Below are 26282 nucleotides of genomic sequence, written 5' to 3' on the forward strand. Positions count from 1 at the left end.
TTGCATGCACGCTGCATGCATCTCGCTGACGCATGAGTTTCTTCGAGCAGCAGGAAGATGCAAGACGCCAGACGAGACGGCTGATCTGGCTCTTCGTGCTCGCCGTTATCGCCATCGTACTTGCCGTCAATGTGGCAATGACTTTGCTGTGGGCGTGGTTGCATGGTACCGCGCAGGGGATGCAGCATGTCACGTATCCGCCAGCCTTCTTCCTGACGAATACGCTGGTCACGCTCATGCTGATCGTCGGTGGCACGATGATTGAACTGTTCAATCTGCGCGATGGTGGCGATGCGGTGGCGCGTATGGCCGGTGGCCGGCTGGTTGCTACCGATACGCGTGATGCGCTGGAACGCAGGTTGCTCAACGTCGTCGAGGAAATGGCACTGGCTTCGGGCATTGCCTGCCCCAAAGCCTATGTGCTGGATCGCGAATCGTCGATCAATGCCTTTGCTGCAGGTTACAACGCCAACGAGGCCGTCATTGCTGTCACGCAAGGCACCTTGCAACGCTTGTCGCGTGATGAATTGCAAGGAGTGGTTGCACATGAATTCAGTCATATTCTCAATGGCGACATGCGTCTGAATGTGCGCCTGATTGGTGTCTTGTTCGGTATTCAGATGGTGGCCGGTTTCGGTCAGCAGATGATGCGCATCGGTGCCCGTACCTCGGTAATCGCTGCGCCACGGCGACGCGACAACAATGGCGTGCCTGTGCAGCTGTTCATCATGGCCGCAGGTGCGGCACTATTTGCCATTGGGTATATCGGCATCGTGTTCGGGCGCCTGATCAAATCGGCCGTCTCGCGCCAGCGCGAATTCCTGGCCGATGCGAGTGCCGTGCAATTCACGCGCAATCCGGATGGGATCGGTCAAGCCTTGCGCAAGATAGGTGGCCTGGTGCGTGAAGGTGGCGAGGCATCGCGCATCATGCATGGCAATGCCGAACATCTTTCGCATCTTTTCCTGAGTGCAGTGCGCCCCGGTTTGCTGGATGGCTGGTTTGCCACGCATCCTTCTCTGTCCGAGCGTCTGCGACGTATCTATGGCCGTCATGTGGCAATGATGGAAGCGCCTGTCATCGAGACGCCGGTCGATCCCATGCCTGTCGCAGAGGCGTTGCCGGACCTGCCGTATGCCGCGCTGGCTCCACGCGATGTGACAGTGCGCGATGCACAACAAGAGGCAGCTGCCGAGATTGTCGCCGCAGCCCATCAAGGCAAGCGCGAGCAACCGATTGTCGAGATTCGTCGTCATCCGCTTATCGAGCGCGCCGTGCACGAACCCTATACGGCGATCTTGCTGGTGCTGGCCCTGTTTGCGGAGGCCGACGGCATGTTGCGTGAACCACAGCAGGCGGTTTTGCAAAGACAGGTGCCAAAACAGTTCGACAGCGTCATGGAGATGATTGTGGCGATCCGATCGCTTTCCCCCGTGACACGCTTTCCGCTGCTGGATCTGGCGATACCGACTTTGCGCCGTTTGCCTGTCAATGCCCACATGCGCATGCTGGACGATGTCGCGCAACTGGTTGCCAGCGATCAGCGCGTGAGTTTGCAAGAGATGGCGATGCAACTGGTACTGATGCGCCGTCTGGACGGACATGCCAGTCGCGCCGTGCCGGTGCGCTTCCACGACTTGCATGAACTGCGTAGCGAGTGCCTGATCCTGTTGTCTCTGGTGGCGCACGCCACAGCCAGCAGGCAACGCGTTGCGGCTGAAGAAGCATTGCTGCGTGCTACCACCGCCATTCCAGGGGTTGCTTTTACAGCGGCAGAGCTTGTTCCACGTCATGCGTTGGGGCAGAAAGAGATCAAGCGTGTGCTTGAGCGCAGTAATCAGCTTGCGCCATTGACCAAGCCGATTCTCGTCAAGGCGATGCTGGCTGTGGCGGGTACTGAATCGCCATTGGCATTGCCATTGGCGGATTTGTTGCGAGCCTTGTGTGCAGCGCTAGATGTCCCGATGCCCAATGCCGTTGCCGCCGTCTATGCCGAAGCCGGTTGGCAGGCGTTGTGAACGGTACGTTCTCGCACGGAACATCTCGTATCGTCGAGCGTACAATACAGCCCTCACTCATCATCGAGCCGCACGGCTCACCGGTCTGCGGACCGAATCGCGCAGTCTGACAATAAAGACGTTTTTGCACTTTTGATTCAGGAGAAGAACCATGCAGTTGCTCTTTCCAGCCTGCCTGATATCGATCGTCGTGTTGTGGGGAATTTTTTCGCCCGCCTCCCTCGGGGAGATGTCGCATCTGATCATGGCCGCCATCACCAAGAATTTTGGCTGGCTGTACTTGTGGGTCGTACTCGGCCTCGTTATCTTTTCCGTTTTTCTGGCCGTCAGTCGCTACGGCGATCTGAAGCTGGGCAAGGAAGATGAAGAGCCGGCATTCTCCTTGCCATCCTGGTTCGCCATGCTGTTTGCCGCCGGTATGGGCATCGGACTTGTGTTCTGGGGGGTGTCGGAACCGCTCTCCCATTACATGAAGCCACCACCGGGTATCGTCGCGCAGACGCCGGAGGCTGCAAATGCGGCGATGCGTTACAGCTTCTTTCACTGGGGCGTGCATCCGTGGGCTGTCTATAGTGTCGTCGCTTTGACGATTGCCTTCTTCTTGTATCGGCGTGATAGCGTTTCGCTGGTTAGTGAGTCGACGAATAGCCTGCCTTGGAAGATCGTGCAAAAGCTGGGTGGCGTCTTCAATGGGCTGGCTGTGATTGCCACCGCTTTTGGTGTGGCGGCGTCTCTGGGCATGGGAGCGTTACAGATCAACGGCGGTTTATCGGTAGTATTTGGTGTTCCGGTGACAGCTTATGTACAAGTGATCATCATCGTGATTACGACGGCACTGTTTATCACTTCTGCCGTCAGTGGTGTCGAGCGCGGTGTGAAATGGCTGTCCTCAGCCAACATGATCTTTGCCGCCTTGCTGGCCTTATGCGTTTTTCTTTTGGGCCCGACAGTGGCCATCATTGATACGTTAACGAGCACGCTCGGTAGTTATCTGAGCGAATTCGTGCGCATGAGTTTGCGCATGACACCGTTCCGCGACAGCGAATGGGTCGGTGAATGGACGGTCTTTTACTGGGCTTGGTGGATTTCCTGGTCGCCATTTGTGGGTCTGTTCATCGCCCGCGTATCGCGGGGACGCACGATACGTGAATTCGTGGTCGGCACCGTCATCGCACCATCGATTGCCGCCTTCGTCTGGTTTTCGGTCTTTGGCGGTACGGCACTCAACATGGAAATCTGGCAAAACGTGCCAATGGCGCAGGCCGTGCAGAACGATTTGTCGACAGCGCTGTTTGCCATGTTGGGGCAACTGCCGATGGGTTTCATCATGTCGGTAGTGGCCACTATTCTGGTGCTGGTGTTCTTCGTCACGTCGGGTGATTCGGCTATTCTCGTGCTCGGCATGATGAGTACCGGCGGTCAGGCCGATCCGCCGAATCGCATCAAGATCATCTGGGGTGTGCTGGTGGCGGGGATTGCGATCAGCCTGTTGCTGGCGGGTGGGCTGGATGCCTTGCAGACAGCGACCATCGTGTTTGCACTGCCTTTTGCCATGGTGGTGATCTTGATGGCGATCGCATTGTGGCAGGCGGTGCGCGACGACTGGAGAGAGGAGCAGCGCGCTGAGCGCGAACTGCGACGTCGCATGCGCGACTTCATTTCTCGCTAGCGATTTTAGCTTGCGGGCATGCGCGATGGCGCATGACGTGCCCGCTATAATGAAAATCCATTGATTGCCGCATAGGTCGCCCATGCAAGAGTCTGTTGCTTCCTCCAAGCCGCCGCGCCGTCGTTTTTTGCCGCTGATCGTTGCGCTCGTCGCTGCCTTGCTCGCCGGCATCGGTTATCTGTCGATGACGAAAAAGGAAACGATTCCCGATGTGACCTTTGTCGATCTGCAAGGAAAGAACATCACCTCGCAGGATTTGCGCGGCAAGGTGACCATCCTGAATTTCTGGGCGACATCCTGTGTGACCTGTGTTAAGGAAATGCCGGACATGGTGGCGACCTACAATCGCTATCACAAGGATGGACTGGAATTGATTGCGGTTGCGATGGCGTACGATCCGCCGAACTACGTACTCAATTTTGTCGAAACACGCCAGTTGCCGTTTATCGTGTCGCTTGATGTGAAGGGTGAATTGGCAAAAGCGTTTGGCGACATTCGCCTGACGCCGACCACGCTGGTGATCGACAAGAACGGAGAAGTGATCAAGCGTTACGTTGGCGAACCCGATTTCGATGGCTTGCACCGTCTGCTCGAAAAAGCGCTTGCTGCCTGACCACGCACACAACAAACGTTAATCTTCGTTGCGTCTTGGCAGGGCGCGCAGACCGCTTGCGCCGAGCTACCTTGCCGCTGAATTCTTCCCGGCCCATTTGGCCGCGCCATGTTTGTAATCTAGGTTTGCGATGCGGCCGTCCAGCGACCGCCACTGACGCGTTCGATGCCTGCCAGGTCGCGCCAGCTTTGTACATCCGTGAAGCCGTTCTCTTGCAGCAGTGTGCGCACAGCCTTTGCCTGATCGTAGCCATGCTCCATTAGCAACCAGCCGTTCGTCTGCAGATAAGGCGATGCCTGGCTGCACAAGATGCGCAACGCCGACAAGCCATCAGCATGATCGGTCAGCGCATCGATCGGCTCAAACCGCAGATCGCCTTGCTGTAGATGGACATCGCCATCGACGATGTAAGGCGGGTTGGAAACGATGAGATCAAAGGCTTGCGTACCAGCAGCCGAATCGAGCGCAGTAAACCAATCGCTTTGCAGAAATTGAATGCGCACGCCATTGCGAGCGGCATTGCCTTGCGCCGTTGCCAATGCCTTGGCGCTGACGTCGAGCGCCTGTACACGGGCATCGGTGCGCGTGTGCGCAATGGCGACGGCAATCGCGCCGGAACCCGTGCCCATGTCCAGCACACTGCCTTGAGGTGGCAACCGTTCGAGCGCACATTCGACCAGCAATTCCGTTTCCGGTCGCGGAATCAGTACCGCAGGGTTGACGCTGAAGGGCAGCCCATAGAATTCGCGTTCACCAATCAGATAGGCGATCGGTTCGCCGGCATGGCGGCGCGCGATCAATTGCGAAATGATGCCGGCCTCTTCTTCGTTAAGCACGCGTTGCGATTGTGTGATCATCTGCACGCGTGTCAGGTGCAATGCATGACCAAGCAGAAGACGTATTTCCAGTGGCGGCAGGGCGGCATGACGCAGCACGTCTTCCAGCGTGCTGCCGACGGCAATGGTATTCATGCGAAGCTCAGTGGCGCTTGAAGGTGATGCGCATCAGCATCACACCGAATAGTGCAAACCAGAGCAGTGACCATTGCGGAATCGATAGGCCGAGAATCGGTGCATAGTCTGCGCTGCACAGGCCATCGGCCTTGAACAGGAATGGCAAGAGGTCGGCCGTGAAGAAGTGATTGAGCGAGGTTTCCAGCGGGTCGATCCCGCAAGATACGCTGGGGTTGGCTTTCACATGCAGATGCCATGCCGCGACGCCGGCACCGGCAAGTGCGACCAGCGCGCCCAGACCCGAACCGATACGTTCGCCATTTGGCGGTAGCGCGGCGGCAATCAGGCAGCTCAGGGCGATGGCGGCAAAGGCGTATCGCTGGATCACGCACAAGGGACAAGGCTGCATGCCCAGAATGTGTTGCAGGTAGAGCGCAACACCGAGCAAGCCGAGGGCGAGCAGGGCGATCAGGATCAGCAGGGATTTGTTGGTTTTCATCATGATGGCATCAGGTTATGCGCGATAGGAGTGGTGTCGGGCCGAAATGGTTGCAAGGGCGACATCCGGATTTATGCAGCATCGGCCAGCGTTGCCAGCAATTCTGCCTGATGTTCGGTCGTCAGGGCGGTGGTGAGTTCATCAAGGTCGCCATCCATGATGAAGTCGAGCTTGTAGAGCGTCAGGTTGATGCGATGGTCCGTCATGCGGCCTTGCGGGAAATTGTACGTGCGAATGCGTTCGCTGCGGTCGCCCGAACCGATCAGCGATTTGCGCTTTGCGGCTTCCTTCGATTGCTGTTCGCGCAACTGCACATCCTTGATACGTGCGGCCAGTACCTTCATGGCTTGCGCCTTGTTCTTGTGCTGACTGCGATCATCCTGGCATTCGACCACGATGCCGCTCGGGATGTGCGTGATACGCACAGCGGAATCGGTCTTGTTGATGTGCTGGCCACCGGCACCGGAAGCGCGGAAGGTATCGATGCGCAGGTCGGCCGGATTAATGTCGACATCCTCCACTTCGTCCGCTTCCGGCATCACGGCCACCGTGCATGCTGAGGTATGAATGCGCCCTTGCGTTTCAGTGGCCGGCACACGCTGTACACGATGGCCACCCGATTCGAACTTGAGTTTGGAATAGGCGCCGATGCCGACGATGCGCGCGATCACTTCGCGATAGCCGCCGAGCTCGGATTCCGAAGCCGACACGATCTCAACCTGCCAGCGATTGCGCTCCGCGTAGCGCGTGTACATGCGCAGCAGATCGCCGGCAAACAGCGCCGATTCATCGCCGCCGGTACCCGCGCGAATTTCCAGGAAGATGTTGCGCTCGTCGTTCGGGTCCTTGGGCAGCAGCATCTTTTGCAGATCCAGTTCAAGCTGCGCCATGCGCTCCTTCGCCGCGGCAATCTCGTCCTGCGCAAATTCCTTCATGTCGGGATCGCTCAGCATCTCTTGCGCTGCCACGATATCGTTGCCGGCTTGCACGTAATCGCGATACAGGGCGACCAGCGGACCAAGTTCCGCGTGTTCGCGTGTCATCTTGCGATACAGGTTGATATCGGCGGTGGCATTTTCCTGCATCAGCAGGGCATCGAGTTCAGCCAGGCGTTCGGTCAATTGATCGAGCTTGGCAAGCATCGAAGGTTTCATCATGAAAAGGTATCCTGAAAATCAAGTGGTTCGCGGGCGCGTCATGTTGGCCGCGATGGCGAACATGCGCGAATGCCGACGTGACGCCGGCGGGCAGCAGAAGGGTCGCTAGCGCTTGGTGCGGAACAGTTGCGGCAGCAGGGCGGCAAGGCGTGCGCGTTCGTCGCCTTGCGCGTTGTTGAGTGCCTGTTGCGGACCGTGCAGGAATTTGGCAGTTAGTCCGCGTGACAGAGCATCGAGGACCGTGTCGATATCTTCGCCACGCTCTAGCAGGCGGCGCGCACGATCCAGTTCCATCATGCGCATCGCTTCGCTGCTTTCGTGCAAATCCTGGATGACAGGCACGATGGCGCGCGCATCGATCCAGTTCATGAACGCCTGTACACGATGTTCAATGATGGCTTCGGCCTGGGCCACTGCAGCCTGGCGATTCTCAACACCGCTTTGCACGAAGGCACCAAGATCATCGACGGTATAGAGGAAGACGTCATTCAGGCGGCCGACTTCGGCTTCGATGTCGCGTGGCACGGCCAGATCGACCATGAACATTGGCTTGTGGCGACGTGCCTTGATCGCACGTTCGACCATGCCCAAGCCGATGATAGGCAGCGACGAGGCAGTCGAGGAAATGACGACGTCGAATTGTGCCAGTTGATCGGGCAGGTCGGCCAATCGGATCGGTGTGCCGTGCAGGCGATGGGCCAGCGTTTCGCCGCGTTCGAGCGTGCGGTTGGCAATCGTCAGCGATTTGACATTCTGTGCCGCGAAGTGCGTGGCGCACAGCTCGATCATTTCGCCTGCGCCGATGAAGAGCACGTTCTGTTCGCTCAGGCTATCGAAGATGCGTTGCGACAGGCGCACTGCCGCTGCCGCCATCGACACGCTATGTTCGCCAATCTGCGTAGTGCTACGCACTTCCTTGGCAACAGCGAAGGTACGCTGAAACATCTGATGCAAATACGTGCCGAGTCCGCCCGCCGCATCGGCCTGGCGCACGGCGTTTTTCATCTGTCCGAGAATTTGCGGCTCGCCCAGCACCATCGAATCCAGGCCGGAAGCGACGCGGAACGCATGGCGCACGGCATTTTCCTGCGGCAGCGCGTACAGGTATGGGCGCAGGTCGGAATAAGGCAGCTTGTGATAACTGGCGAGGAAATGCGCGGTCAGGTCGATTGCTTCGTTGACACCGCCCGGCAGATGGCTGGCGGCGTAGAGTTCGGTGCGATTGCAGGTGGAGAGAATCGCGGCTTCGTCGCTGTACGTCTTGGGTGCGCGTTCACCGTACCATGATCGCGCTGACGCCACCGCCTGACCAATCTGGTCGGCGGGAAAGGCAACCTTCTCGCGTAAGGAGAGCGGCGCGGTGGTGTGGTTGAGCCCGACGGCAACAAGTTGCATGAGTGGCACGCATCTCTTTGTAACAGTCGACATTATAGCCGGTCAGATGCCCTGCTTACGCGCAGCATGTGTCGTCCAGGCAATCCCTAACGACGGGCAATGACAGCGTAAACGTGGTGCCTTTGCCCAATTCGCTGGTGAAGCTGATGTCGCCCTGATGCCGTTCGACAACGGTTTTGACGAATACCAGCCCGAGGCCGACACCATCGTGACGCGCAAGATTGGGCGATTCCATGTGCTGGAAACGGCGGAACAGCCGTGCCTGATCTTCCTGCGCGATACCGTAGCCCTGATCGCGAATGCTGCAAATCACTTTGCCATGCGCACAGTGAACCGTGCATGAAATGGTCGTGTGCTCGGGGCTGTAGGCAATGGCATTCGACAGCAGATTGGTAATGGCGCGCGTAACTAGTGTGCGATCCACGCTGACTGGACAGTCGGTATATTCGTTATCCACCTGCACCGTGATGTGCTTGCTCTTGGCAAGGGACCAGATTTCATCGGCAGCATCAAACATCAAGTCGTGAAAATCCATTTCCTCGAAGCGATATTCGTCGGACTCTGCACGTGCCAATTGCACAAAATTATCGGCCAGGCCAAGCGTGCGCCGCGAGGCCTTTTCAATGCGTGCGAACAGTTCGTCAAGCGGCAGAGCGGAGGCGGTTTCGCTTTGCAATTCGAGCAGGGCGAGGATCGAGGCTTGCGGGCCACGCATGTCGTGCGACAGGAAGCGCAGAGTTTCATCGCGACTGCGTTCGGCCGCGCGGATGGTCGAGATATCGACGATGTTGACGATCCAGCCGTTGAGCGCGTTTGTCGAAGAATGACTCGGTGCGCTTTTGATCAGCAGATCGCGCCCACGTGCATCTTGTGCTGAAATGCCGTCGGCAAATGTAGCGGTCTGCTGCAGGTCGAACAGATCGGCCCATTTGAAAGGATTGCCGGCAAGTTGTCCCAGCGGCTTGGCGTGATTCAGTTGTTCGAGCAAGGTGAAAATGCTTTCGCCCGCTTGCACATGACAGTCGAGATCGCGACAGTAATCAATTGCGTGGCGGTTTGCCAGCACGATACTGCCATCGACGTTGGTTACCAGGGTGGCATCGGGCAGACTGTCGAGGCTGTCCGAGACGAACTGGCGCAAATCGCGTACGCGTCGCGCTGCACGCTTCATGGCGGAGATGCGCTGCGTCAGCATGTCTGCCAGTTCCTGATTGGGTGAGGCTGGCGGTTCGGGTAGCAGATGCGGTTCACGATCGAGGCGAATGAATTCCTGCCCCAGATAGGTGATCGCAGCTTCCAGACGGCGCCAGCTCCAAAGCGGATACGAGACCAGCAGCACCACTATGCTTGCCGATGGCGGCAGCCATGTACCGACACGCAGACTCATATAGCTGGCCCCCAGAATGACGAGGATGCCACCCACCATGCACACAAGCGAGGCGCGCGGCGAAAAGAGCAAATAGCCCAGTAACACTATGAAGACCGGCATGAGATTGAACAGTGCCGTGTGTGCCGGTAGTGCCAAGCCGATGTGATGCTTGTCGAGCAGGCTCGACAGTACGTTGGCATGAATTTCTACGCCTGGCATGGCGCCTTGGGAACCCGAGACCGGCGTGGGATAAGAGTCGGCCATGCCCAGTGCGGTTGCACCGATCAGGATATATTTTCCGGCGAGGAAATCATCCGGTACTTCACCGCGCAATACGGCCACATAAGGCACAGTGGGGAATTGGCCGATGCCGTGGTTGAATGGGATATGAATGCGGTCCGCACGTTGCCATTCATCGGGAGCGCCGACATGCATGTCAGGCAGGCGACGCGTGTCGCGCATGTCCTTGCCGCTACCAATCGCAGCGAGCGCAGCCGTGAAGTGCGGCCACCATTGTCCGTATTGTCCCTCGCGCAAATAGACACTGCGCACCACGCCATCGCTATCGTGCTCGAGATCGATATGTCCCAGCGCACCGGCTGCTTCGATGAGTTCCGGGATCGGTGTGCCGGCTGTCAGCCCGCGACCGTTACTGGTCATGACGACAGGCAGTACGGTGCGTCCATTCTGACGTAGTGCGGCGGCCATGTGGGCATCGCCCGTGCGATCACCTTGGGCCGTGATTTCTGGTTCGGAGAGAATGACATCCAGCCCGATGCCAAGCGGTTTGGCGCGACTGATCTGATCGATGAGGTCTGCATGCCTGCTGCGCGGCCATGGCCAGCGGCCGAGTTCGGCAATGCTGTAGTCATCGATGGCAACGATGATGATGTCGTCGCGCACAGGTTCGGTATGGGAGGAAAGGAAGAGATCGTATAGCGATTGATCAAGTCGTCCCAGCCCATTCTGCCAGCCAAGCAATACCGTCAGCAACAGCAGGCTGGCAAACATCACCAGCCATTCTCGCAGGGCGAGATGACGCGCGAACGGAGAAAGCCAGTGGTTTTGCATCAAGAGCGACGCTTAGCGGGCCGCACTGGTGGTTTGCTTCGGTTGCAGTGGGTGACCATCGTTGATGATCCACTGGTCTGTGACGATCAATGCCTGAGCGGGAGAGAACCCACCGCTGCTGCCATCCATGCCGATTTTCTGCACCCGCGCGAAATACGTGCCGAATGCCGGGCGCGGAAAGCGCGCCTGCGTGCCGATTACTTGTGCATTGTAGGTGAGCCAACTGAAGTCGCTGTCACGCGCAACCTGGATGTTGTAGCGGTCGGTCGTGGGTCCCTGCCACTGAAGGACGAGTTCCTGTGGGTTACTGGTGGCAACGGTTGGGGCCGATTGCTTGGATGACGGTCCAACAGGTTTGCTTCTCTGGCGCAAATTCACTTCCAGTACGCGCGGCATGCCCTCCAGACCGTTGGCGTCGAATGCTGTCAGACGTGCGAAATAGGTGCCGACAGCGATGTTGTCGATGGTGACGGTCTCGGCTGAATCGCTGCAGCCTTCTCCAATGACATTCAGCATCTCGGCATCGGTGCCAAGTTCGATGTGATAACCGACAGCGTTGGTAATGGGCGCGAGGGCGAAATGTGCCTGCGTGTCATCCCGATAAGGTGTGCTGGCGAGTTGTGGTGGCGGTAATAAATCCACTGCCGGCCCGAGCTTGTTGCGCGAGGTAATGTTGCCTTTGGCGCGCGGCAGGCTGCGTTGTTCGCTTCCTTGCGCCAGACTGGCAATTACACGCCCGTCGAGTACTTCGGTTGCAACTTGCTTGTCATTGACGCGCACACGAAATTCCGTACCTCGCACACCTGCAACCGAAACAGGTGTGCGGACCTTGTAGCTTCCCTTGTTCGTCTCCAGTGGCGAGACACGCGACACGACGCGCCCGCGTTGCACCATCATTTCAACGCGCGGGCTGGCTGTGTAACGTGTCTTGCGCAGCGTCGTCATGCGTACATTGCTGTTGGACGGGAGTGAGACGCGCGATTGGTCGGGCAGACCGATCGTGAGGAAGCTGTTTGCCGCGGTGGTGATTTGCATGCCTTCGACGATGCGGCTGCCGATGTTGAGCACGCCACTCGTGCCATCAGCAAGAGTGCCGGTTACCGTGCCCGTGCGCGCGATCACCTTGCCCTCTACCGGTTCGTCTTGCAGTAGATCGGCCGGGATCGTGATCGGTGTGCCGATCGGTATGCCCTTGTCCTTGGCAATATTGTTGAGCGACCCGAGTGTGGTCCAGTTGGCGATGCGTGTGGTGTAGGCGCTGGCGATGGACATCAGCGTATCGCCGGCTTGTGCATGATAGATGATGCCGGATGGAAGAACCGTAATGCTGCCCGGCGTTTGCGCATGGCTTGCGGAAAGCACAACGGCACCGAAAAACAGTGCCGTCAATATTTTTCTCAAGTGATCAAGGGCGATGCGCATACATCCTCTCCGCGCGACCCTGCGCGTCTATCCGGTAACTTGCTCCAACCGATAGCCGTAACTATAGACCGGAGCCAAGCGAAATCCGTGTTCTGGTCGCAATTGTAACTTGCTCCTTACGCGCGAAACATGGGTATCCATGGTGCGAGACGGAATTTCGATGTCGCGTGACCACACTGCTTCGAGGATGTAGGCGCGTGACAGTGGGCGCCCCAGGTTACGGAAGAACAGCAACGCCAGATCGAATTCCTTTTGCGTGACTTCGACCGGTGCACCGCTGACCGTGAGGCGGCCGGTACGCGTTTCGAAGACATAGTGGCCGAACTGAATCTGTTCTACCGGGTTTTGACTCGGGTAGGCGCGACGCAGCAAGGCTTGTACACGCGCCACGAGCTCACCGCGGCGGATAGGTTTGATCATGTAATCGTCGGCACCAGCAGCCAGTCCGGCCACAATATCGTCTTCGCCTGAACGGCTGGTCATGAACAGGACAGGTAAATTGGCAGGCAGCTTTTCGCGCGCCCAATGCAAGACGTCGGCACCGCTGAGATCAGGCACTTGCCAGTCGATGATCAGCATGTCGAAGCTCTCGCGACGTAATTGATTCAGCAGCTCTTTTCCGCGCTGAAATGGATGGCAGGCGTGGCCCGCGGCGCTAAGCACTTGGCACACGAGGTCGGTTTGGCTACGGTCATCGTCAAGGACGGCAATTCGCATGATGAGTCGCTTGAAAGGTAAAAGGAATCGATGGAGGCTAATTTAACAAAACATATTTGCCGTCGGGGCTCTGCGATTGCCTTGTGACAATATTTCACAAAATCGCGGCTTGCAGGACACATTTCCGCGCAATTTCAGCGCATTTGTGACAACTTTCGCCATGCATTTGTGCATTTTTGTTATTTTCAAAAAATGGGCATGGGCCGAGAAGCCATCTCAACACTCAAGCGAGATGTGAAGAAAGCGTGAAATTTTGGTTGATTATCGACAAACGCTTTCTATACTGAAATCGCAGTACCCATGAAGTCAGACCTACAGGAGGTAATCATGAATACGCATATTTTTGATTCCTGGCATCTGCCTCATTTGTCTCACCGCCGTCTGGATCTCACCGATAAGGAAGATCTGAAAATGGTTGCCAAATTCACGTTTGGTGTATTTTTCGCCACCTTGCTGATGCTGGCTATCCTGAACGCCGTATTTGGCTGGGACATGCCATTTCTGCCTCACATCGGGTAACTCTTGAAAGGCGTTCATGACGATAAAACTCTGAACGCTTGACCATCGAACCCCGTTATTCGAGGTAACAACCATCCGCCTGCCAAGGCGGATTTTTCTTTTTTTGGTGGGGAAGAAACGAAAAAACCCGATGCAATGCATCGGGTTTTTATATTTGGTGGCCCGGGGCGGAATCGAACCACCGACACAAGGATTTTCAATCCTCTGCTCTACCAACTGAGCTACCAGGCCAAGGTCGGCAAGTATAGCAAAGCTGGCGCGATATGCAAGCTTTTGTTTGCAAAATGTTGAAGGCGTCGCCGCTATAATGACGACTCTGTCCATTTTTCCTGTTCCGGTTCGCATTCATGCACACACAAACGGATATCTGCATTGTCGGCGATGGCGCGATCGGCAAGGTTGCGGCGCTGGGTTTTGCCCAGGCCGGCTTGAAAGTTACCTTGCTGCGGCCTACGCGTGCGGCAGGTGCAAAGCCCGCCTCTGATGAATGGGATGTGCGTGTCTACGCCGTCAATCACACGGCGCATGCTCTGCTGTCATCGGTCAAGGTATGGGATGCACTCGATATGTCGCGTGTCGCGCCGGTCGACGCGATGGCTGTTGAGGGCGATGGGGCGGCGGCAGGGAAATTGCTGTTCGATGCGTATGGTGCACGTGTCGGTACGCTGGCCTGGATTGTCGAGGACAGTAATCTCAATCAGGCGCTGGATGCCGCCCTGAAGTTTGCTTCGAATGTGCAGATCGTCAGCGGTCGTGCCATGGCGATTGCAACGGATGAGAAGGCCGCGCATGTCACGCTGGAAGATGGCAATACGCTGTCCGCCGAACTGCTGGTCGGTGCGGATGGCGGTCAGTCGTGGGTGCGCGCCCAGTGCGAGATCGGATTCGACTATCGCGCTTACGGCCAGCGAGCCATCGTGACGAATTTCCATTGCGAGAAATCGCATCATGGCGTCGCCCACCAATGGTTTTCCGCGCAGGAGGGCATCGTTGCCCTGCTGCCATTGCCTGACAATCGTGTCTCGCTGGTCTGGTCGGCCCCCGATGCGCTGGCCGACACCTTGCTGACAGAATCCATGGACGCGTTGGCGCAGCGTCTTGCTGCCTACGCGCAACCCGCGCTGGGAAAACTGAGGCCACTGCAGCCTGAAGTCGTCAAATCCTTCCCGCTGGCGCTGATCCGCCCGCATGCAATTACCGCGCCGCGTGTGGCCCTGATTGGTGATGCAGCGCATGTGTTGCATCCTCTGGCTGGTCACGGCATGAATCTCGGGTTTGGTGATGTCGAATCGCTGTTGCAACTGGTTGCTAACCGCGGTGAGCATCGTGATTGCGGCGACGCGCGCATGCTGGCGCGTTATGCACGTTCGCGCAAGGAGGACATCCTGTTGATGCAATTCACGACAGACGTCCTGGCGCGCTTGTTCGGTACCGATTTCGAGCCGGTGCGCCTGGTACGTAATCTGGGATTGAACCTCGTGAACCGCCTGCCTGTCCTAAAACGAACGCTGATCGGGCATGCGCTTGGCAAGTCGCTGTAAGTGCGCGCATTGCCCGGCAATGTCGCCCCGATTCTTTCCCATCACTGATAACGGAAACAAGATGAAAGCAAGCAAATGGATCGCCGCCTTACTGGCCGGTATGGTGTCGCTGGTGGCTTATGCCGAAACGGCGCAGGAAGCCGCAGTCCGCAAGGCGATCACGCCGCGTCTCGGTGAAGAGGCCAAGGTTGAATCGGTGACGAAAACACCGTATTCCGGCCTGTATGAAGTACAGGTCAATGGCGATATCATCTACACCGATGCGAAAGCCGAGTACCTGTTCGTCGGCCGTGTGGTCGATACGCGTACCTATCAGGACTACACCAAGGCGCGCCTTGACGAGATCAACAAGGTCACCTTCGGCAGTCTGCCGCTCGAATTGGCGATGAAGGAAGTCAAGGGCAATGGCAAGCGCGTGATCGCGGTGTTTGAAGATCCGAATTGCGGTTACTGCAAACGTTTCCGCCGCACGCTCGAAAGTGTGAACAACATCACGGTCTATACCTTCATGTACAACATCCTCTCGCCGGACTCGGTAGAGAAGTCGCGCAATATCTGGTGTTCGGCGGATCGCACGAAAGCCTGGGATGACTGGATGCTCAATGGCAAGGTGCCGCCGACTGCATCGCCCAACTGCGTGACGCCGCATGACAAAGTGCTCGAACTGGGGCGCAGCATGAAGATTACGGGCACGCCAACTATCATCTTCGCCGATGGCTCACGCATTCCCGGCGCCATTGATGCCAAGGCGCTGGAAGCCAAGCTCGCCACGATCAAATGATGCATAAAAAACGCCGGCGCTCCTGCCGGCGTTTTTGCTATGCCATTGCCATGCTGCGTGGCAGCAGCGATCTCGCTACACTACGCCATCCGCTTTCTATTTCACCATGCCCATGATGCATTCCGCTTCATCCACGATTTCGTACACGATTACGCCCAAAGACCTGGCCGCACATCTATTCGGCGTGACGCTGACGATTGCGCATCCCGATCCTGATGGTCAGGTCGTTTCGCTACCTGCTTGGATTCCCGGCAGTTACATGATTCGCGAATTTGCCAAGAATATTGTGCAGATAGCCGCAAAATCGGGGCGTAAGAAAATCGCTTTGAAGAAACTGGACAAGCATACCTGGCAAGCTGCGCCATGCGATGGCCCGCTGGTGCTGGAATACGAAGTTTATGCATGGGATCTGTCGGTGCGTACCGCGCATCTGGATCAGTTTCACGGCTTCTTCAACGGCACTAGTGTCTTCTTGTGCGTGCATGGGCAGGAGGCGCAGCCACATGTCGTTGATATCCGGCCGCCGCAAGGCGTGGAAGAAGCGAAATGGCGTGTCGCGACTGCCATGCCGCGACTCAAGGCGCGTCGCTACGGTTTTGGTACATACATTGCCGCCGATTACGACGAGTTGATCGATCATCCGGTCGAGATGGGGACCTTCCAGTTAGCGAGTTTCAAGGCGTACGGTGTGCAACACGACGTTGTCTTTACCGGCAAGGTGCCGAATCTGGATATCGATCGCATCACACACGATCTCAAGAAAATCTGTGAAGCGCAAATTGCCTTGTTCGAGCCGCGCACGCGACGTGCGCCGATGGAGCGCTATGTCTTCATGACGATGGTCGTCAGCGAAGGTTACGGTGGTCTTGAACATCGCGCATCGACGGCGCTGATCTGTTCGCGCAGTGATTTGCCAGTCAAGGGCAAGGACGAGATGAGCGAAGGCTATCGCACCTTCCTCGGTCTGTGCAGCCATGAATATTTCCACACCTGGAACGTCAAGCGCATCAAGCCGGCAGAATTTGCTCCCTATGATCTGCGTGCCGAGAGCTATACGCCACTGCTGTGGTTGTTTGAAGGCTTTACCAGCTATTACGACGATCTGATACTCGTGCGCAGTGGTGTGATCGATGAGTCGTCTTATCTCAAGCTAGTTGGCAAAACCGTCAATGGTGTCTTGCGCGGATCGGGGCGCACCAAGCAGAGCGTGGCCGAATCCAGCTTCGATACCTGGATCAAGTATTACCGGCAAGACGAAAATGCAACGAACGCCATCGTCAGCTATTACACCAAGGGATCGCTGGTGGCGCTGGCACTGGATTTGATGATTCGCGCTGAAACGGATGGTGCCAAATCGCTGGACGACGTCATGCGCGCACTATGGCAGCAATATGGTCGCGACTTTTATACAGCCAAGGGCGGGCGCGGGATTACGGAAGAGGAAGTGGATGCCTTGTTCGACAGCGTGACGGGGCTCAAGCTCAAACGTACATTGGATCGCTGGGTGCGTGGTACCGAGGATTTACCACTGGCGCGCTTGCTGGCACCGTTTGGTGTCATCTACAAGGACGAACGCAGCCGCGGGCGTGGTGCTCTGGGAATGCGCACCATACGCGAAGGCAACGATTGCAAGGTCGGTACCATTTTCGAGGGCAGCGCTGCGCAAAAGGCGGGTTTGTCGGCAGGCGACATCATCATTGCCATCGATGGCTTGCGCGTCAACGGCGGCAACATCGATGCCTTACTCGCGCGTTATCGCGTCGGCGATCGCTTCGATATCCATGCTTTCCGTCGCGATGAACTCAAAGTGTTCCCGGCGCGCATGATCGTTTCCGATTTCCCTAACGTGACGATGGCGTTGGATGGCAAGCCAGCCAAGCATCCTGCATTGCGCACGGCCTGGTTGGGGCGTAAATGAAGATGGCGAGGCAGGTTCTCGCAGCAACGACTACATCGCCGAATTGCCATCGATCCTGATTTAACGGTCGATGCCATCAAATTAAAAACGCCGCTACGAAATCGTGAGCGGCGTTTTTATTTGGTTGCATGCAGTCGTTGCATGTGTTGTGTGGCGTCGCTTTGCTTAGCCGAACAGGCGCTGCAGCTCTACTCCCGGTTCTGGCGCACGCATGAAGGCTTCGCCGACGAGGAAGGCGTGTACATCGGCATCGCGCATGCGCTTGACATCATCCGGGGTGACGATGGCTGATTCGGTAATCACGAGTTTGTCGTCAGGAATGCGAGGCAACAGGCCCAGCGTGGTATCCAGCGTGGTTTCAAAGGTGCGCAGGTTGCGGTTGTTGATGCCCAGCAGCGTGGTTTTCAAGCGCAGTGCGGCTTGCAGTTCGTCGCCATCATGCACTTCCACCAGCACATCCATGCCAAGCTCATGTGCACAGGCTTCAAGCTCGGCCATCAAACCATGATCGAGTGCTGCCACGATCAGCAGAATACAGTCGGCGCCCCATGAGCGTGCTTCGTACAGTTGATAAGGATCGACGATGAAGTCCTTGCGCAGCACTGGCAGGTCGCATGCAGCACGGGCCTGCTTCAGGTAATCCGGCGAGCCCTGGAAAAACTGTACATCGGTCAGTACCGACAAGCAGGCCGCACCGTGGCTGGCATAGTTTTCGGCGATGTCGGCCGGGCGGAAATCCGGGCGCAGCAAACCTTTCGATGGCGACGCTTTCTTGATTTCCGCAATCACGCCAGCCTGGCCTGCAGCGATCTTGCCGCGCAGGCTAGTTTCAAAACCGCGTAGTGCGGCGCGCGCATCTTTGTCGTTTTCGACTTCATCGCGCAGGCTCGCAAGGCTGCGGTATTTTTTTGCGGCGGCAATTTCGTCCGCCTTGACGGCGAGAATCTTGTTGAGGATGTCTGACATATTCGTTTTCCGTTGCGCCTCAGTGCGTGCCCAGTTCCTGCGTCACGCGTACGAACTGTTCGAGCTTGGCACGTGCTGCGCCGGATGCCATGGCGGCGCGTGCCTTGCTCATGCCGTCGGCAATCGAACTGGCCGTGCCGGCAGCATACAGCGCCGTGCCGGCATTGAGCACGACGATATCGCGCGCAGGGCCATCGACATTGTCGAGCGCTTCAAGCACTTTGGCTTTTGATTCGGCGGCATCTGCCACCTTGAGGTTGCGACTGGCCGTCATTTGCAAGCCGAAATCCTCGGGATGAATTTCATATTCGCGCACTTCGCCATTGACGAGTTCGCCCACCAGGGTGGCGGCTCCCAGCGATACTTCATCCATATTGTCGCGGCCCCACACCACCACCGCATGCTGCGCACCCAAGCGCTGCAATACACGCACCTGAATGCCAACCAGATCCGGATGAAACACGCCCATCAGGATATTTGGCGCACCGGCCGGATTAGTCAGCGGGCCGAGAATATTGAAGATGGTACGTACGCCGAGTTCGCGGCGCACGGGCGCGGCATGCTTCATCGCGGCGTGATGATTGGGCGCGAACATGAAGCCGATGCCGGTTTGGCGAATCGATTCCGCTACTTGTGCCGGTTGCAGATTGATGTTGGCACCCAGCGATTCCAGCACGTCGGCGCTGCCTGATGACGACGACACGCTGCGCCCGCCATGCTTGGCGACGCGTGCGCCTGCGGCAGCAGCAACAAACATGGATGCAGTCGAGATGTTGAAGGTATGCGCGCCATCACCGCCGGTGCCGACGATATCCAGCAGGCCGGTGGTATCGTCCAGCGGCACCTTGGTCGAAAACTCGCGCATGACTTGCGCGGCTGCCGTGATTTCGCCGATGGATTCCTTCTTGACGCGCAATCCCACCGTGAGTGCCGCGATCATCACGGGCGACATCTCGCCGCTCATGATCTTGCGGAACAGATGCAGCATCTCGTCGTGGAAAATCTCGCGGTGTTCGATGCAGCGCAGCAGGGCTTCTTGCTCGGTAATGGGCATGGCGATCCTTCTACTCAGCGCACAAGAAAGTTCTTCAGCAAATCGTGGCCGTGTTCGGACAGGATCGATTCCGGATGGAATTGCACACCTTCGATATCGAATTCCTTGTGGCGTACGCCCATGATTTCGCCATCTGCCGTCCATGCCGTCACTTCCAGGCAATCCGGCAGCGAGGCGCGTTCGATCGCCAGCGAGTGATAGCGGATGACCGTGTAAGGACTCGGCAAGCCCTTGAATACACCGACGCCCGTATGTTCGATCGGCGAGGTCTTGCCGTGCATGACTTGCTGTGCGCGCACGACCCTGCCGCCGAATGCTGCGCCAATCGCCTGATGACCAAGGCAGACGCCGAGAATTGGCAGCTTGCCGGCAAAGTGTTGCAGGGTCGGGATCGATACGCCTGCCTCGTGCGGCGTGCAAGGGCCGGGCGAAATGCAGATGCGTTCCGGTTTCAGCGCTTCGATTTCTTCGAGCGTGATCTCGTCGTTGCGCACGGTATGCACGTCTTCACCTAGTTCACCGAAATACTGGACGAGGTTGTAGGTGAAGGAATCATAGTTGTCGAGCATGAGCAGCATGTCAGATCTCCCCGTCGAGGCCGTCTTGTACTTGTTCGGCTGCCCTGAGCACAGCGCGGGCCTTGTTTTCCGTTTCCTGCCATTCCATTTCAGGTACCGAGTCGGCTACGATGCCGGCCGCAGCCTGCACGTACAACATGCCATCCTTGATGACGCCGGTACGAATCGCGATTGCCAAATCCATCTCGCCGCCGAAGGACAGATAGCCGCAGGCACCGCCATAGATGCCGCGTTTGGTCGGCTCGAGTTCGTCGATGAGTTCCATCGCACGTACCTTGGGCGCGCCCGAGAGCGTGCCGGCCGGGAAGGTCGCTTTCAGCACGTCGAGATTCGACATGCCGTCTTTCAGCGTGCCTTCGACGTTGGAGACGATGTGCTGCACGTGCGAATACTTTTCGATGACCAGCTTGTCGGTTACGCGCACGCTGCCGGTTTCGGCGATGCGGCCAATGTCATTGCGGGCGAGGTCGATCAGCATCACGTGCTCGGCGATCTCTTTCGGATCAGCCAGCAATTCCTTGGCCAGTGCCGCATCTTTCTCTGGTGTTTCACCGCGTGGACGTGTTCCGGCGAGCGGGCGAATGGTGACTTTCTTCTTGCCATCGGCCACGGTTTCGTTGCGTACCAGGATTTCCGGCGAGGCACCGACAATCTGCATGTCACCGAAATTGTAGAAATACATGTACGGCGATGGATTCAGCGAGCGCAGCGCGCGGTAGAGCGTCAGCGGCGCATCGGCGTAAGGCTTCTTGATGCGCTGGCCGATCTGTACCTGCATCAGATCGCCGGCCATGATGTATTCCTTGGCACGGGCGACGGCAGCCAGATAGTCTGTCTTGTCGAATTCGCGAATGGTTTCCGTGCGCTGCGAGGCCATTGTCAGTGGCGCTTCGACAGCGGCACGCAAGGCCGCGCGCAAGGTTTTCAGGCGCGTGCGACCCTTTTCGTAGGCGTTGGCTTGTGCCGGATCGACATAGACGATCAGATACAGCTTGCCGGAAAGGTTGTCGATGACCGCCAGTTCTTCCGTCAGCAGCAACTGAATTTCCGGCAGGTTCAGATCATCTTTCGGGGCGCTGTGCGCCAGCCGTTTCTCGACATGGCGAACGGCATCGTAGCCGAAATAGCCGGCCAGCCCGCCGCAGAAACGCGGCATGTTGGGCAATAGCGCAACTTTGTAGCGCTGCTGGTAAGCGGCGATAAAATCCAGCGGATTGCCGTCGAACGTTTCTACGACCTTGTCATCGTGTACAACTTCGACGCGGGTGCCGATGCTGCGCAATAAAGTATTGGCGGGCAGGCCGATGAAGGAGTAGCGACCAAAGCGCTCGCCACCGACCACGGATTCCAGCAGGAAGGAGTTCTTGCCACCGTTTTGGGTTTGCGCCAGTTTCAGATAGAGGGAAAGCGGCGTTTCGAGATCGGCAAATGCCTCGGCGATCAGCGGGATACGGTTGTAGCCTTGCGCGGCCAGCGAATGAAATTCGGTTTCAGTCATGATTTTCTCCGACCGCTATTGTAGACGAGCGGTCTGTTCCTATTAGGGAGTCTGCAAAAAACGTTGCTGATCGCGCAAGGCGTGCGCAGTCAGCGGCAAATGGTGGTCAGCACCAGAATTGCCAGCGTCGCCACAGCCAGGCCTCATGCGTGCCGGGTGTTGCGAAACGTTTTTTGTCAGGAGAAGACATGGAATTGTTTCAGTCTGAAAAGAGATGCGCCGCTTCGAGCAGCGAGGAAACTATACCATCGCTGTCGACGTCCTGTATAGCGTGGCCGTGGTTGTAGCCATACGGGACGGTCAGCACGCGGCAACCGGCGGCACGCGCAGCCTGTGCATCGTTGATCGAATCGCCGATGGCGACGACTTGCGCCGGCGGCAGCCCGAAATCGGCGCAGGCGCGTAACAGTTGCATCGGATCGGGCTTCTTGCGCGAAAACGAATCACCGCCATACACCACTTCGAAATAATCGCGCAGCCCGGTTTTCTGCAAGAGCGGAAAGGTGAAGGTAACCGGCTTGTTGGTCACGCACGCCATGCGCAAGCCTTGCGCCTGCATCGCTTGCAAGCCTTCGTGTACGCCCGGATACGGTGTCGCATACTCGCCATTGACTGCCTGATAGTGATGATTGAAGGCTTGCATGGCTGGCTTGAACAACGATTCGACCTGCTCTTCGTCCAGATCGACCCGCAGGGAACTGCGGACGAGATTTTCTGCGCCCTTGCCGACAAAGCGTTGCACCTGCTCTTCAGATAGCGGTGGCAAGCCCAGATCATGACGCAGGCGATTGATCGCCATGTGCAGATCCTGTGCGGTATGCAGCATGGTGCCGTCGAGGTCGATGATGACCCCGCGGACATTGCGAAAGTGAGCAGGCGAGACGGTTGGCAAGGCGGTTGTCAAATCACACCTTGGCCAGTTCGTTGCGCATGGCGTCGATGACGGCCTTGTAATCGGGTTTGCCAAAGATGGCCGAACCTGCCACGAAGGTGTCGGCGCCTGCACGGGCGACGGCTTCGATGTTGTCCACTTTGATGCCGCCATCGACTTCGAGCATGATGTCGCGACCCGATTCATCGATCAGGCGACGTACGTCTTCCACCTTCTTCAGCGTATGTGGAATGAAAGACTGGCCGCCGAAGCCCGGATTGACTGACATCAGCAGAATGATGTCCAGCTTGTCCATCACATGTTCCAGATAATGCAGCGGCGTGGCCGGGTTGAACACGAGGCCGGCCTTGCAGCCGTTGTCGCGAATCAGTTGCAGGCTGCGATCGATGTGGTCCGATGCTTCCGGATGAAAGGTGATGATGTTTGCACCGGCCTTGGCAAAGTCGGGAATGATGCGATCGACCGGCTTGACCATCAGATGTACATCGATCGGCACCTGCACGTGCGGGCGAATCGCTTCGCATACCAGCGGCCCGACCGTCAGATTGGGAACGTAATGGTTGTCCATTACGTCGAAGTGGATGATGTCGGCGCCGGCGGAGACGACATTGCGGACTTCTTCGCCGAGACGGGCAAAATCGGCGGACAGGATGCTGGGAGCGATACGGTAGGTTGGCATGATCAGGCTAGCAAATACGGAGCCACTATTTTACCGCGGCGCTCTTACGGCTGGCTTGCGCCCTACCGGCTTTTCGTGTGCAATGGGCGCTCTTGTCAAACAGGTATGAATCAATGCGTGGCGTGTCTTGCCCGGCGAGACACGCTTTCAGGATGGAAAACATGGCGGCTTACGAATTCACGGTATCGGTAAAAACGCAGTATCTGGCTGAGCAATCGGATCCCGATCATTCGCATTATGTATTTGCCTATGCCATCACGATCCGCAATACGGGTACGGAAACCGCACAGCTGATTTCGCGACACTGGATCATTACCGATGCTAACAACCATGTGCAGGAAGTGCGCGGCTTGGGGGTGGTCGGTAATCAACCCTTGCTGCAACCCGGCGAGCAATTTGAATACACAAGCGGCGCTGCCCTTACGACGCCGCAGGGCTCGATGCGCGGCGAATATTTTTGTGTCGCCGAAGACGGCCATCGTTTCGAGGCGCCGATTCCGGAATTTGTCCTTTCATTGCCGCGAACGTTGCATTGACTAGAACTGTCGGAAGCTGTGTCTTGCATCAGGCATCTTTGTCGGTTTTTTCCTCTTCTTTCTTCGGCAATGGTGTTTTTCTGACGGATCGATGGGGTTGCTTGCGGCCGGCAAACATGGTCCACCAGACAATGAAAATCAACAGAAACAGCGCGATGCCCGCTTCTACAAACAATAGCCACATAGAGTCATCTCCTTATGTCCCTTATACGTCGTAGTCTACTTGCTTCCCTGATTCTTTCTCTCGCAGCTTGCTCCACCATCAAGCGTGAACCTGCAACGGCACCCGGTGTTGAAACGCCATCCGAGCAGCCAGTCTCTCCTGGCGCGCAAAAGCCGCGCGATACGCCGGTGCCGATCGATATGCCGCGCACCGTCATCAGCTCGGCTCTGCAGCCATCCAGTTTTGCACGCTTGCCCGGCTGGAATGCGGACAATCAAAGCGAAGCCTGGAATGCCTTTATTACGTCTTGTTCGGTGCTGACGCGTCGCCCCGACTGGCGCAAGCCTTGCGATGCAGCCAAACGCGTCAATGGCAAGGACGATGCGGCAGTGCGTAATTTCTTCGAGTCCAATTTCACGCCGTATCAGGTCAACAACCCTGACGGTTCGCAAACCGGCATGGTCACCGGCTATTACGAGCCTTTGTTGCGCGGTTCGCGGCAGCGTGGTGGTGTGTATCAAACGCCTCTGCATCGTGCGCCCGACGATTTGCTGACCATCGACTTTACGAGCATTTATCCTGACCTGAAGGGGCAGAATCTGCGTGGCAAGCTGGTTGGCAAGAAAGTGGTGGCCTATCCGACGCGTGCTGAACTCATGCGCACCAAGGCGTTGGCCGGACGCGAAATCGTCTGGGTCGATGATGCGGTCGAGGCATTCTTCCTGCAGGTGCAAGGGTCGGGCCGCGTTGAATTGCCGCATGGCGAAGTCATTCGCCTGGCCTATGCAGACCAGAATGGACAGCCCTACAAATCGATTGGTAAATATCTGATCGATAAAGGCGAGCTGACGATGGATCAGGCTTCCATGCAAGGCATCAAGGCATGGGTAGCCGCCAATCCAGCGCGCTTGGAGGAGTTGTTGAATGCCAATCCGCGCTATATCTTCTTTAGCGAAGAAAAAATGGCTGATCCATCGGTCGGGCCGAAAGGTGCAATGGGCTTGCCGCTGACGCCGCAGCGTTCGATTGCGGTCGATCCTGCATTCATCCCGCTTGGCGCACCGGTTTTCCTATCGACTACGCAGCCCGGCAGCAAAGCGTTATTGCAGCGGCTGGTCATGGCGCAGGATACCGGCAGTGCAATCAAGAATCCGGTCCGTGCTGACTTCTTTTGGGGCTTCGGTGCGCAAGCGGGTGAAATTGCCGGTCGTATGAAGCAGCGCGGCAGCATGTGGGTATTGCTGCCGAAGTAAATCGCGCTGTTCTATATAAGAGGAGTGAGCATGCAATACGAACACCTGCTGGTCGAAACGCAAGGCAAGGTCGCCCTCGTGACCTTGCATCGTCCTGCCGTACTGAATGCACTGAATGATGCATTGATGGATGAGCTTGGCCATGTCCTGCAGCAATGCGATGCGGATGATGGAATCGCCTGCATCATATTGACGGGCAGTGAAAAAGCCTTTGCCGCTGGCGCGGATATCAGTGCGATGGCTACCTACTCTTATATGGATGCGTACAAGAGCGACTTCATTACGCGCAACTGGGAGCACGTTCGGAATGTACGCAAACCGGTTATCGCTGCCGTGGCGGGGTATGCGCTAGGTGGAGGATGCGAACTGGCGATGATGTGCGACTTTATTATCGCGGCGGAAACCGCCAAATTCGGCCAGCCTGAAATCAAGCTCGGGATTATTCCCGGAGCCGGTGGTACACAACGCTTGCCGCGCGCTGTTTCAAAGGCAAAGGCAATGGATATGTGTCTGACTGCGCGCACGATGGATGCGCAGGAAGCAGAGCGCGCCGGGCTGGTGTCGCGGGTGGTGCCGGCCGAACATCTGCTGGATGAGGCGATGGAGGCGGCGCAGGCAATTGCATCCATGTCGCTGCCAGCCGTGATGATGGTCAAGGAGTCGATCAATCGTGCTTATGAGGCGGCCCTCAATGAGGGCATGTTGTTTGAGCGGCGTTTGTTTCACAGCACCTTTGCGACGGATGATCAGAAAGAAGGCATGCAGGCATTTATTGAAAAGCGTGCCCCCCGCTTCAATAATCGATAGGCAAAAAGAGCAGACGATCTGCAAAAGCATCAGGCCCGCGTTAGCGGGCCTGATGCTTTTGGGTGCTGGATTTTAAGTTTTGTAATTGGATGCGGATTTGTCTTGCGAATGTTTTATATCGCAAAACTAGGCGGGCTATAGCTTCGCGGCAGATTGGGTGAATATGTTGAAACATTTTTCAAATAAATTGCAGGAAGTACTTGCAAAGGTGATG

At 57.2% G+C, this 26282-nt stretch carries 24 protein-coding genes and 1 tRNA gene; 10 read left to right on the forward strand and 15 right to left on the reverse strand.

Annotated features, from left to right (window positions below; all coding sequences use genetic code 11):
• The first annotated feature begins 32 nt into the window (after window positions 1-32).
• From QZ725_RS09490 to QZ725_RS09500, 3 genes are all read left to right on the forward strand, one after another.
• The gene (locus tag QZ725_RS09490; protein ID WP_293778889.1) at window positions 33-2018 is read left to right on the forward strand and encodes a M48 family metallopeptidase; all 1986 of its coding nucleotides are present in this window, start codon (window positions 33-35) and stop codon (window positions 2016-2018) included.
• A 151-nt stretch (window positions 2019-2169) separates the two neighbouring features.
• Window positions 2170-3687, forward strand: coding sequence for a BCCT family transporter (locus QZ725_RS09495; RefSeq protein WP_293778891.1), 1518 nt, complete (start codon window positions 2170-2172; stop codon window positions 3685-3687).
• 82 nt (window positions 3688-3769) lie between these two features.
• Window positions 3770-4300, forward strand: a complete 531-nt coding sequence (locus tag QZ725_RS09500; protein ID WP_293778893.1) for a TlpA disulfide reductase family protein — start codon at window positions 3770-3772, stop codon at window positions 4298-4300.
• 119 nt (window positions 4301-4419) lie between these two features.
• Here the strand turns inward: QZ725_RS09500 and prmC are convergent, their stop codons facing one another.
• The 7 genes from prmC to QZ725_RS09535 all read right to left on the reverse strand — a co-directional run bounded on the left by prmC (window position 4420) and on the right by QZ725_RS09535 (window position 12883).
• The gene (prmC, locus tag QZ725_RS09505; protein WP_293778895.1) at window positions 4420-5271 is read right to left on the reverse strand and encodes a peptide chain release factor N(5)-glutamine methyltransferase; all 852 of its coding nucleotides are present in this window, start codon (window positions 5269-5271) and stop codon (window positions 4420-4422) included.
• Between the two features lie 7 nt (window positions 5272-5278).
• Window positions 5279-5752 (reverse strand): disulfide bond formation protein B, encoded by a 474-nt coding sequence (locus QZ725_RS09510; RefSeq protein WP_293778935.1) that lies wholly within the window; start codon window positions 5750-5752, stop codon window positions 5279-5281.
• A gap of 71 nt (window positions 5753-5823) precedes the next feature.
• Window positions 5824-6906, reverse strand: a complete 1083-nt coding sequence (gene prfA / locus QZ725_RS09515; RefSeq protein ID WP_293778937.1) for a peptide chain release factor 1 — start codon at window positions 6904-6906, stop codon at window positions 5824-5826.
• A 108-nt stretch (window positions 6907-7014) separates the two neighbouring features.
• Window positions 7015-8304, reverse strand: coding sequence for a glutamyl-tRNA reductase (gene hemA, locus QZ725_RS09520; protein WP_293778897.1), 1290 nt, complete (start codon window positions 8302-8304; stop codon window positions 7015-7017).
• A gap of 55 nt (window positions 8305-8359) precedes the next feature.
• Window positions 8360-10744: a CHASE2 and HATPase_c domain-containing protein gene (locus QZ725_RS09525; protein ID WP_293778939.1), complete on the reverse strand. Its 2385-nt coding sequence runs from the start codon at window positions 10742-10744 to the stop codon at window positions 8360-8362.
• A gap of 12 nt (window positions 10745-10756) precedes the next feature.
• On the reverse strand, window positions 10757-12166 hold the full coding sequence (locus QZ725_RS09530) for a FecR domain-containing protein (RefSeq protein ID WP_293778899.1): 1410 nt from the start codon (window positions 12164-12166) through the stop codon (window positions 10757-10759).
• 27 nt (window positions 12167-12193) lie between these two features.
• The gene (locus QZ725_RS09535) at window positions 12194-12883 is read right to left on the reverse strand and encodes a response regulator transcription factor (RefSeq protein WP_293778901.1); all 690 of its coding nucleotides are present in this window, start codon (window positions 12881-12883) and stop codon (window positions 12194-12196) included.
• Window positions 12884-13210: 327 nt separating this feature from the next.
• Between QZ725_RS09535 and QZ725_RS09540 the strand changes: the two genes are divergently transcribed.
• Window positions 13211-13402, forward strand: coding sequence for a hypothetical protein (locus QZ725_RS09540; RefSeq protein WP_293778903.1), 192 nt, complete (start codon window positions 13211-13213; stop codon window positions 13400-13402).
• A gap of 155 nt (window positions 13403-13557) precedes the next feature.
• Here the strand turns inward: QZ725_RS09540 and QZ725_RS09545 are convergent.
• Window positions 13558-13633 (reverse strand) — tRNA-Phe (locus QZ725_RS09545).
• Window positions 13634-13749: 116 nt separating this feature from the next.
• Here QZ725_RS09545 and QZ725_RS09550 point away from each other — a divergent pair.
• The 3 genes from QZ725_RS09550 to QZ725_RS09560 all read left to right on the forward strand — a co-directional run bounded on the left by QZ725_RS09550 (window position 13750) and on the right by QZ725_RS09560 (window position 17642).
• Window positions 13750-14943 (forward strand): FAD-dependent monooxygenase, encoded by a 1194-nt coding sequence (locus QZ725_RS09550; protein WP_293778905.1) that lies wholly within the window; start codon window positions 13750-13752, stop codon window positions 14941-14943.
• Window positions 14944-15004: 61 nt separating this feature from the next.
• Window positions 15005-15724 (forward strand): DsbC family protein, encoded by a 720-nt coding sequence (locus QZ725_RS09555; RefSeq protein ID WP_293778907.1) that lies wholly within the window; start codon window positions 15005-15007, stop codon window positions 15722-15724.
• A gap of 112 nt (window positions 15725-15836) precedes the next feature.
• Window positions 15837-17642 (forward strand): M61 family metallopeptidase, encoded by a 1806-nt coding sequence (locus tag QZ725_RS09560; RefSeq protein WP_293778909.1) that lies wholly within the window; start codon window positions 15837-15839, stop codon window positions 17640-17642.
• A 165-nt stretch (window positions 17643-17807) separates the two neighbouring features.
• Here the strand turns inward: QZ725_RS09560 and trpC are convergent, their stop codons facing one another.
• The 6 genes from trpC to rpe form a co-directional block, all read right to left on the reverse strand.
• Entirely contained in the window at window positions 17808-18608 is an 801-nt protein-coding gene (gene trpC / locus QZ725_RS09565; RefSeq protein ID WP_293778911.1) for an indole-3-glycerol phosphate synthase TrpC, read from the reverse strand.
• A 19-nt stretch (window positions 18609-18627) separates the two neighbouring features.
• Entirely contained in the window at window positions 18628-19662 is a 1035-nt protein-coding gene (gene trpD, locus QZ725_RS09570) for an anthranilate phosphoribosyltransferase (protein WP_293778913.1), read from the reverse strand.
• Between the two features lie 14 nt (window positions 19663-19676).
• Window positions 19677-20240 carry an aminodeoxychorismate/anthranilate synthase component II gene (locus QZ725_RS09575; RefSeq protein WP_293778915.1) on the reverse strand — a complete coding sequence of 188 codons (564 nt, stop codon included), beginning with the start codon at window positions 20238-20240 and terminating at the stop codon, window positions 19677-19679.
• A gap of 1 nt (window position 20241) precedes the next feature.
• Window positions 20242-21738 carry an anthranilate synthase component I gene (gene trpE, locus QZ725_RS09580; RefSeq protein WP_293778917.1) on the reverse strand — a complete coding sequence of 499 codons (1497 nt, stop codon included), beginning with the start codon at window positions 21736-21738 and terminating at the stop codon, window positions 20242-20244.
• Between the two features lie 199 nt (window positions 21739-21937).
• Window positions 21938-22642 (reverse strand): phosphoglycolate phosphatase, encoded by a 705-nt coding sequence (locus QZ725_RS09585; protein WP_293778919.1) that lies wholly within the window; start codon window positions 22640-22642, stop codon window positions 21938-21940.
• Window position 22643: 1 nt separating this feature from the next.
• Window positions 22644-23309 carry a ribulose-phosphate 3-epimerase gene (gene rpe, locus QZ725_RS09590; RefSeq protein ID WP_293778921.1) on the reverse strand — a complete coding sequence of 222 codons (666 nt, stop codon included), beginning with the start codon at window positions 23307-23309 and terminating at the stop codon, window positions 22644-22646.
• Window positions 23310-23470: 161 nt separating this feature from the next.
• On the opposite strand from rpe, the gene apaG reads away from it, so the two are divergent.
• A complete protein-coding gene (gene apaG, locus QZ725_RS09595) occupies window positions 23471-23845 on the forward strand; it encodes a Co2+/Mg2+ efflux protein ApaG (protein WP_293778923.1) in 375 nt (124 codons plus the stop codon).
• A 28-nt stretch (window positions 23846-23873) separates the two neighbouring features.
• Here apaG and QZ725_RS09600 read toward each other — a convergent pair whose 3' ends face one another.
• The gene (locus QZ725_RS09600) at window positions 23874-24029 is read right to left on the reverse strand and encodes a hypothetical protein (RefSeq protein WP_293778925.1); all 156 of its coding nucleotides are present in this window, start codon (window positions 24027-24029) and stop codon (window positions 23874-23876) included.
• Between the two features lie 14 nt (window positions 24030-24043).
• Between QZ725_RS09600 and QZ725_RS09605 the strand changes: the two genes are divergently transcribed.
• Window positions 24044-25261, forward strand: a complete 1218-nt coding sequence (locus tag QZ725_RS09605; protein ID WP_293778927.1) for a murein transglycosylase A — start codon at window positions 24044-24046, stop codon at window positions 25259-25261.
• 30 nt (window positions 25262-25291) lie between these two features.
• Entirely contained in the window at window positions 25292-26068 is a 777-nt protein-coding gene (locus QZ725_RS09610) for an enoyl-CoA hydratase (protein ID WP_293778929.1), read from the forward strand.
• Window positions 26069-26282: the final 214 nt, after the last annotated feature.

The sequence above is a fragment of the uncultured Oxalicibacterium sp. genome (assembly GCF_913776015.1).
In the GTDB taxonomy this organism is placed as follows: domain Bacteria; phylum Pseudomonadota; class Gammaproteobacteria; order Burkholderiales; family Burkholderiaceae_D; genus Oxalicibacterium.

Excerpts from the sequence above, each read along its gene's own strand:
- QZ725_RS09510 (WP_293778935.1), bottom strand. The coding sequence starts at position 5,752 with ATGAAAACCAACAAATCCCTGCTGATCCTGATCGCCCTGCTCGCCCTC.
- prmC (WP_293778895.1), bottom strand. The coding sequence starts at position 5,271 with ATGAATACCATTGCCGTCGGCAGCACGCTGGAAGACGTGCTGCGTCAT.
- trpE (WP_293778917.1), bottom strand. The coding sequence starts at position 21,738 with ATGACTGAAACCGAATTTCATTCGCTGGCCGCGCAAGGCTACAACCGT.
- QZ725_RS09535 (WP_293778901.1), bottom strand. The coding sequence starts at position 12,883 with ATGCGAATTGCCGTCCTTGACGATGACCGTAGCCAAACCGACCTCGTG.
- QZ725_RS09490 (WP_293778889.1), top strand. The coding sequence starts at position 33 with ATGAGTTTCTTCGAGCAGCAGGAAGATGCAAGACGCCAGACGAGACGG.
- QZ725_RS09575 (WP_293778915.1), bottom strand. The coding sequence starts at position 20,240 with ATGCTGCTCATGCTCGACAACTATGATTCCTTCACCTACAACCTCGTC.
- hemA (WP_293778897.1), bottom strand. The coding sequence starts at position 8,304 with ATGCAACTTGTTGCCGTCGGGCTCAACCACACCACCGCGCCGCTCTCC.
- QZ725_RS09600 (WP_293778925.1), bottom strand. The coding sequence starts at position 24,029 with ATGTGGCTATTGTTTGTAGAAGCGGGCATCGCGCTGTTTCTGTTGATT.
- QZ725_RS09540 (WP_293778903.1), top strand. The coding sequence starts at position 13,211 with ATGAATACGCATATTTTTGATTCCTGGCATCTGCCTCATTTGTCTCAC.
- rpe (WP_293778921.1), bottom strand. The coding sequence starts at position 23,309 with ATGCCAACCTACCGTATCGCTCCCAGCATCCTGTCCGCCGATTTTGCC.
- trpC (WP_293778911.1), bottom strand. The coding sequence starts at position 18,608 with ATGTCAGACATCCTCAACAAGATTCTCGCCGTCAAGGCGGACGAAATT.
- QZ725_RS09530 (WP_293778899.1), bottom strand. The coding sequence starts at position 12,166 with ATGCGCATCGCCCTTGATCACTTGAGAAAAATATTGACGGCACTGTTT.
- QZ725_RS09495 (WP_293778891.1), top strand. The coding sequence starts at position 2,170 with ATGCAGTTGCTCTTTCCAGCCTGCCTGATATCGATCGTCGTGTTGTGG.
- prfA (WP_293778937.1), bottom strand. The coding sequence starts at position 6,906 with ATGAAACCTTCGATGCTTGCCAAGCTCGATCAATTGACCGAACGCCTG.
- QZ725_RS09525 (WP_293778939.1), bottom strand. The coding sequence starts at position 10,744 with ATGCAAAACCACTGGCTTTCTCCGTTCGCGCGTCATCTCGCCCTGCGA.
- QZ725_RS09550 (WP_293778905.1), top strand. The coding sequence starts at position 13,750 with ATGCACACACAAACGGATATCTGCATTGTCGGCGATGGCGCGATCGGC.
- QZ725_RS09560 (WP_293778909.1), top strand. The coding sequence starts at position 15,837 with ATGATGCATTCCGCTTCATCCACGATTTCGTACACGATTACGCCCAAA.
- trpD (WP_293778913.1), bottom strand. The coding sequence starts at position 19,662 with ATGCCCATTACCGAGCAAGAAGCCCTGCTGCGCTGCATCGAACACCGC.
- QZ725_RS09605 (WP_293778927.1), top strand. The coding sequence starts at position 24,044 with ATGTCCCTTATACGTCGTAGTCTACTTGCTTCCCTGATTCTTTCTCTC.
- QZ725_RS09610 (WP_293778929.1), top strand. The coding sequence starts at position 25,292 with ATGCAATACGAACACCTGCTGGTCGAAACGCAAGGCAAGGTCGCCCTC.
- QZ725_RS09500 (WP_293778893.1), top strand. The coding sequence starts at position 3,770 with ATGCAAGAGTCTGTTGCTTCCTCCAAGCCGCCGCGCCGTCGTTTTTTG.
- QZ725_RS09555 (WP_293778907.1), top strand. The coding sequence starts at position 15,005 with ATGAAAGCAAGCAAATGGATCGCCGCCTTACTGGCCGGTATGGTGTCG.
- apaG (WP_293778923.1), top strand. The coding sequence starts at position 23,471 with ATGGCGGCTTACGAATTCACGGTATCGGTAAAAACGCAGTATCTGGCT.